This is a genomic window from Actinacidiphila sp. bgisy167 (assembly GCF_057707665.1).
The window spans coordinates 21,416-28,336 of the sequence record NZ_JBYIQP010000088.1 but is presented as its reverse complement, the minus strand read 5'-3'; the positions used below and the strand labels follow the sequence as shown (position 1 = coordinate 28,336).

General features: G+C 72.9%; 3 protein-coding genes. All 3 read right to left on the bottom strand.

The annotated features are described in order from the left end of the window. Positions 1–161 precede the first annotated feature (161 nt). Positions 162–368: a cold-shock protein gene (locus AC3ET4_RS26015; RefSeq protein ID WP_431953494.1), complete on the bottom strand. Its 207-nt coding sequence runs from the start codon at positions 366–368 to the stop codon at positions 162–164. Positions 369–609: 241 nt separating this feature from the next. After that, complete coding sequence (locus AC3ET4_RS26010) at positions 610–4,548, bottom strand: S8 family serine peptidase (RefSeq protein WP_431953493.1); 3,939 nt, start codon at positions 4,546–4,548, stop codon at positions 610–612. Positions 4,549–4,745: 197 nt separating this feature from the next. After that, positions 4,746–6,884 carry an alpha-galactosidase gene (locus tag AC3ET4_RS26005; protein ID WP_431953491.1) on the bottom strand — a complete coding sequence of 713 codons (2,139 nt, stop codon included), beginning with the start codon at positions 6,882–6,884 and terminating at the stop codon, positions 4,746–4,748. Between the last annotated feature and the right edge of the window lie 37 nt (positions 6,885–6,921).

Genomic DNA, 6,921 nt, shown 5'->3' with positions numbered 1-6,921 from the left:
CCCCCCCCCCCCCCCCCCCCCCCCCCCCCCCCCCCCCCCCCCCCCCCCCCCCGCCCGCCGTCCCGCGCCGCCGTCCCGCGCTGCCGGGACGCGCGCATGGACGCGCGCATGAGGAAGGGCCGGCACCCCGTGGGGTGCCGGCCCTGTGCGTCCCCGGTGGGTCAGCTCATCGGGACGATGTTCTCCGCCTGCGGGCCCTTCTGGCCCTGCGTGACGTCGAAGCTCACCTTCTGGCCCTCCTGGAGCTCACGGAAGCCCTGGGTGGCGATGTTGGAGTAGTGAGCGAAGACGTCGGCGCCGCCGCCGTCCTGCTCGATGAAGCCGAAGCCCTTTTCCGAGTTGAACCACTTCACGGTGCCGGTCGCCATGGGAATCTCCTTTGGGAGCAGTACACGAAGGCCGCACTTTGCGGACTTCCGTCGCCGCAATGACCCCTCCGGAAAGACCGGAAAAAACAAAAAATGCACCTGGGGTCGCATCCCGGCAGGTGCACAAGAAGTTCATGGGTACCAAAACTGCAACTCTGCCAATCTAGCACATGCGTGGCCGGACGAGCAGGAGGCCGGGTCCGCCACTTGGGTGGCGGACCCGGCCTCCTGGGGTGTGCGGTCAGTAGGTGAACCGCTGGAGCCCGCTGGCCCAGGGGTTCACCAGGAAGACCGTGCGGGTGGCGGGGTCGATGTGCAGGCCGCGCCGGCTGGTGAAGTCGAAGTTGCTGACGCTCATGGTCGAGTTGACGAGGTTGGCGACGGGGTGCCGGGCGAGCACCTTCCCGGAGTCGGGGTCGAGGACGGTGATCTCGCTCAGGGCGTTGTTGTCGCCGACGGTGGCCTCCTCATAGAGGCTGGCGACGAGGGCGACGTGGTGCCGGGTGTCGAGCACCGGCCACATGACGCCGCGGGTGCCCAGGTCGGTGGCAGGAGCGGTGGACAGGGACTTCTGGTCGGCCGAGCGCCAGGTGCTGGGCGGGAGATCGCCCGTGGAGGTGATGGGTCCCGCGGCGACGTAGACCCGGTCTCCCTTGCCGTCGGGCAGCAGCCCGGCGGTGCAGTCGGGCATGGTGGTCAGCGGCGACACCGTGCGGGTGGAAGGTTCGACCGACACGGCCCAGTAGGGAACGCGCCCGGAGAGGCAGGGCCCCAGGGTGCCGCTGGTGGCGGCGAAGAAGGTGCCGGTCGAGGCGTCGAAGGAGATGCTGTTGAAGGCGCGCCCCGGACTGTCGGGGTTGAGCGGGATCGGCGCGGAGACCCTGCCGGTGGCCATGTCGACCATCCACAGCGAGGCGATTCCGGTGGCCCCGTCGAAGGTCGACACGGCCGCCCGGTGCCGGGCCGGGTCCACGACCCCGCCCAGGTAGTAGACCGCTGTCGAGCCGGTGCCCGGGTCGAGCGCGCTGAGCCGGACGCGCTCACCGGTCGCCGTGTCGCGCAGGTCGACCTCGGGGAGCATGGCGCCCTCGAACGGCCGGTGGGCGACGAGGGTGTGGCCCGTGCCGGGGTCGGCCCCCAGCACCATCTGCATCATCGAGGTCCCGGTCTCGTGGGACACCGTGCTGCCGAGCTTGCCCTCGGACAGCGAGTACGTGGCGGTGGTGGAGCCCCGCAGGTGGGCCCAGCCGTCGGCGTCCTCGGCGAAGTCGTCGGTGGCGATCAGCGCCGTGCCGTTGCTGACCTCGAAGTTCTCCAGGGTGCCGGAGACCGTCTCGCCGTCCAGGTACTCCACGAACGACGTGGGCGAGGCCTGGCCGATCGGCTTGCCCGCCCGGGTGGGCAGGATTCTGACCGGGTACTGAAGACCGGTCGGCAGGCCGAGCGCCTCCAGGTCGAGCACCGTCCGGCCCTTCACCGAAGGCAGGGCTCGGAAGAGGGTGGAGGCGTGGTCGACACCGTTGTCGTCCCGGCCGCTGCCGTTCTGGTTGGTGGCGGTGTTGAGCGCCCCGTAGAGGGTGGGCGCCGGGGTGAGGAACTCGATGGCCGCGCCGTCGGCCTTCCGGACCGTGGAGGCGTCCCAGGAGACGGTCAGCTTCGGGGAGGGCCGGCTCAGTTCGATGCTGTGCGCCGTGGCGGACTTCCCCTGGCCCAGCAGCGGCGCCTGCGGGCGCTCATCGGCCCCGGGACCGATGCGCAGGGCGCGGAAGTCACCGAAGAGCTGGCCGTCGTAGAGCGTGATCCCGACGCCGTAGAGCCCGGCGCCGCCGGCTTCGAAGGCGGACGCGGGGATGGTCACGGTGCCCTTGGTGCCGGTGAGGCGGGTGCGCCAGTGGGCACGCCACTTGTCGGCCGTGGTGAACGGCGTCCAGTGGCCAACCGAGGACAGCACCAGCTCGGGGGCGGTCGCGCCGCGCAGCCCGGTGAGGTCGTAGTGCACGGTGACGGGCTTGCCCAGCGGCGCCGAGCCAGGCGTGGTCGGGGCCTGGGGCTGCACATACGTGCCGTCGGTCGGGGTGAAGGTCAGCCGCCGCGCGGCCGAGGCCACCACCTTGCCCTTGGAGAGCGCCTCGAACGTCACCTGGACGCTGCGCGTCTCGTCGGAGACGAGCGGCAGCCCGGCGGCGGCGAGCAGCTCACGCGGCAGGACACGCAGGCTGGGGCCGGCGGACGGGATCGTGCCGCGGTCGTCGACGCGCAGACGGTACGTCAGCTTGCCGTGTCCGCCGGTGAGGTCGAGACCGAAGGTGATGGGCGAGATCGCGTTCTGCCCGGACGGGTTGCCCGCGCCGTCCGCGGGGCCGGCCAGGTCGATGGCGGCGGGGTCGGTGGCCTCGACGAAGGAGGTGGTCGGGCTCACCGACATCAGCTGGCGCTCGGCGACGGACATCCGCACCGCGGCCGGGGTGAGGTGGTGGCGCTTGGCGAGCACCTTCTCCACCGCGGCGGTCACGTCCAGCTGCGTGCCCATGTGCAGTTCCCGGTCGGCCTGCGGGGGCTGGGCGATCGGGCGGCCGGTGTCCACCAGCAGCTTCCTGACCTCGCGCGGGCTGAATTCCTGCCCGGTCGCCTCGGCGGCCGCCAGCACGTTCGCCGCCGCGGCGGCGATCATCGGAGCGGAGGCCGAGGTGCCGCCGTTGAGCACCACGTCCGGTCCTTCCGGCGTGTGGAGCAGCGAGGGTAGGTTGTCACCGGGCGCCGCGAGGTCGATCCGGGAGCCGAAGCCCGAGGAGTAGCCCGCGGACCCGTTGTAGCGGGTCGTCGGATAGACCGCGGTGCGCACGTCGTCCGAGCTCAGCGTGTCGTCGACGGTGGTGCCGCCGGCGGCGATCACCCCCGTGTCGCGCACCACGGTGGGGGTGGTGGTGGGCGCGACGTCTTCGTAGGACGTCTGCGCGCGGCTGTCCGTCGTCACGTCGGTCGGGGTGCTGCCGCCGTCGGGGCCGACGGACACCGGCAGGCCGAGGCGCGTGCCGTCGTTGGACGACACGACCACGACGATCCCCGAGTCCACGATCGAGCGCAGGGTGTCCCTGATCTCCGGGTCGTCCTCCAGCCACCGCGAGGGGAAGCCGATGGTGCCGTCCGTGCCGAAGCCGAGGCTCGCGGTGATGACGTTCGGCCGCGGCTTCTGGGCGGCCGCGGCCCGCAGCGCGGCCGCGATGCCCGGGGCGGAGGGCTCCTCGGGGACCACGAGCCGGTACTTCGCGCCGGGCGCGATGCCCAGCAGGTCGGTCGCGCCGCTCCCCGTGGCCTCCGGGCGCTGCCGGTCGTGCGGCAGCGGGGCCATCATCGAGAAGTCGAGCAGCACTTCGGCGAGGTTGGGGTCCTGGCCCTCGATGGAGCCGGTCGGGTCGAGGCGGCCCTTGTTGTCGCTGGTGTAGGTGGGTATCAGGGGCAGGGAGGGGAAGTCCAGGTAGCGCTGGCCGGCGCGGAGCACGGTGGTGGGCCCGTTGAGGCGCACGTAGTCGTCGCCCGCGTCGGCCATGCTCTGGTCGGTGAGGTCGCCGAGCGACACGTTGGTGATGATCTGGCCCTCACCGGGCAGCGCGCCGAGGTAGGCGGCGGTGTCCTGGAAGGCGCCGACGGCGTTGACGCCGCCCGCGTTGAGGTACGACTGGAAGGACGTCGTCAGCCCCTCGTTGGTGGGCAGGTCCTTGGCGGCCGCCGCGGAAGGGGCGGCCGCGCTCTTGCCGCCGATGCTCTCGAGAGCCGCGAGGACGCCCTTCGGCAGCGGCACGGCGCCGGAGTTCATCGTCTGGGGGCGGACCGCCGAGCGGGCGCCCGCGGACGCGCCCACGGAGTACGGCGTCAGCGCGGCGGCCTCGGCCCTGCGCTGGAGGATCTCGGCCGAAGGGGTCAGCGGGTCGCCGAACGCGCTGCGGCCCTTCGTGGTCGCCACGGGAAAGGCCCGGGTGGTGCCGTCCTTGCGGGTCAGGACGCCTGACCCGTCGTCGGACCAGCGCAGCACCGAGCCATCGGAGAGGGTGAGGGAGTGCGCGGCGGCGGCGTCGGCGGCCGTGCGGGCCGCGGACCGGGACGCCTGGGCCTCCGGGTCCGCGGCGTGGGCGGCGACGGCTGGAACGGCGATCGTGGACAACAAGGCGGCGAGTGCCGTCAAACGTGCTCGTCTGAAGCGGTGCGACATGCAACGCCCTTCGTGATGAGGGGTGAGGAACGTGCAGAGGGCCGGCGGGTGTTCGGGACGGAGGACGGAGCTCACCTTGACGGTGTCACGTCATGCTGGACAAGATCCGACGACTTCGGGTTTGCGCAGTTGCCCAGATGCGCGGCGCGCGGCGCGGGCCGCCCGGGCGCTCATGCGTCGTCCCGCGCCGGGACGCGGACCAGGTGCACCGCCGCGCTGGCCCAGTCGCCGGACGGCAGATCCAGCGTGAGCCCGTACCCGGCGAGCACGGCCGCGTGGTGCACGGTCCCCGTGCGTGTGTCGCGATAGTGGGCCCCGGGCGTGAGGCCGCCCAGCCGCACCGGTCCCCGCGGGCCGCCGTGCCGGTGGACGAGCTGCCAGGCGAGCACCAGGGCCTCGCTCCCGTCCTGCGCGGCGTACTCCACCACGGCCGGGCCCTCCTCCTCGGGGCCGCGCAGCCGGTGCAGCGCGCCGTGCTGGACGAGGTGGCGGACCCGCTTGTACTCGGCCACCAGCTCGGCCCCGGTGGCCAGTTCCTCCTCGGACCAGCGGGTGAGGTCACCGCCGATGCCGAGCACGCCGGCCATCGCGACATGGAAGCGGAAGCGCAGCGGCACCTGGCGGTGGGTCAGCTGGTTGGGCACGTCGGTCACCCAGGCCGCCATGGTGCGCGCGGGGTAGAGCTGGCCGTAGCCGTGCTGGATGGACACGCGGTCGGCGGCGTCGGTGTTGTCGGAGGTCCACGCCTGGTCGGTGCGGGAGAGGATGCCGAGGTCCACCCGGCCTCCGCCGCCGCTGCAGGACTCGATGCGCAGCCGTGGGTGGTCGGCCCGGAGCCGGTCGATCACCCCGTAGAGGTTGTGCACGTAGTCCGTCCACAGCCGGTCGGCCCCGTCCTCGCGGCCGGGCCAGCCGGCCTCGCTGAAGGCGCGGTTCATGTCCCACTTGAGGAAGTCGACGCCGTTGTCGGCGACGAGCCGGGTGAGCCAGCCGTACGCCCAGTCGGCGACGTCCTGCCGTGCGAAGTTGAGGACCAGCTGGTTGCGCAATTCGGTCCTGGCGCGGCCGGGGACGTGCAGCACCCAGTCCGGGTGCTCGCGGTACAGATCGCTGTCGGGGTTGACCATCTCCGGTTCCACCCACAGGCCGAAGCGCATCCCGAGACGGTGCACCTCGTCGGAGAGCGGGCGGAGCCCGGAGGGGAAGCGGTCGGCGGCCGGGGTCCAGTCGCCGAGCCCCGCGCGGTCGTCGCGCCGCGCCCCGAACCATCCGTCGTCGACGACGTACAGCTCCACCCCGAGCGCGGCGGCGCGGACGGCGAGTGCCGTCTGGCCGGGCTCGTCGACGTCGAAGCCGGTGGCCTCCCAGGAGTTGTAGAGCACCGGCGCGATCTCCCGCGGGTGCGGCAGGACATGGGCCAGGGCGTACTCGTGCCAGGTGCGGCTGGCGGCGCCGAAGCCGTCGTCGCTGTACAGGCCCGCGAAGACCGGCGTGGTGAACTCCTCGCCGGGGGCCAGCGGGACGCTCGTCCCGTCGTGCCCGGCGCCGCCCGTGACGCCGGCCCGGCCGTCGGGGGTGCGCTGCGTGGTGATGCGCCAACTGCCGCTCCAGGCCAGGGCGGCGCTCCACACCCGGCCGTGCGTCTCGGTGGCGTCGCCCGCGTCGAGCATCACCCACGGGTTGGCGTGGTGGCTGGTGATGCCGCGGCGGCTGGTCAGCACGGTCTCGCCGTGCGGCAGCCGGTCCCGGTGCAGCCTGCTCTCCGCGGACCACTGCCCGGTGACGTGGCTGAGCCGGTAGTCGGGCAGCGGCGGCAGACTCCATGCGGCGGAGTCGGCCCGGAGCACGGTGAGATGCCGGTCGCCCGCGTTGCGCAGGACGGTGCGCCGCTCGATGACGTCGCTGTCGTCGTGCACCCGGTACCGCAGGGTGACCTCCAGGGGGTGGACGCGGTCGCGGAACCGCAGCGCCAACTCGCTTACACCGGGCGCGGCTTCCTCCACCTCGTGGCCCACCGGCTGCCACTCGAAGGCCCGTGTCCCGTCGGGGAACCGGACCTGGAGCGACGGCGGCCCGAAGCGGGCCCCGCCGTCGACGGGGAGCTCCTCGCCCACCGGCGGCCGGCCTTCGAAGCTGCTCGCCTCCGGCTGCGGGGGGACGGCGAGTTCCGCCGCCTCCTCGAGGGTCAGCCGTGGGCCCCAGGCGATGTGGCAGGGGGCACCGGTGACGTCGATCCGCAGCGCGTACGACGTGCGCGGGGTGCTCAGCAGCCAGATCCCGGTGTCCGGGGCATGGGTGATCACGGGCATGGGTCCTCACGTTCGGGTGTCGCCAGGGGTCAGTCGG

What these genes read in the sequence shown, in the direction of transcription:
- AC3ET4_RS26015 (WP_431953494.1), bottom strand. Translation starts at nt 368, where the DNA reads ATGGCGACCGGCACCGTGAAGTGGTTCAACTCGGAAAAGGGCTTCGGC.
- AC3ET4_RS26005 (WP_431953491.1), bottom strand. Translation starts at nt 6,884, where the DNA reads ATGCCCGTGATCACCCATGCCCCGGACACCGGGATCTGGCTGCTGAGC.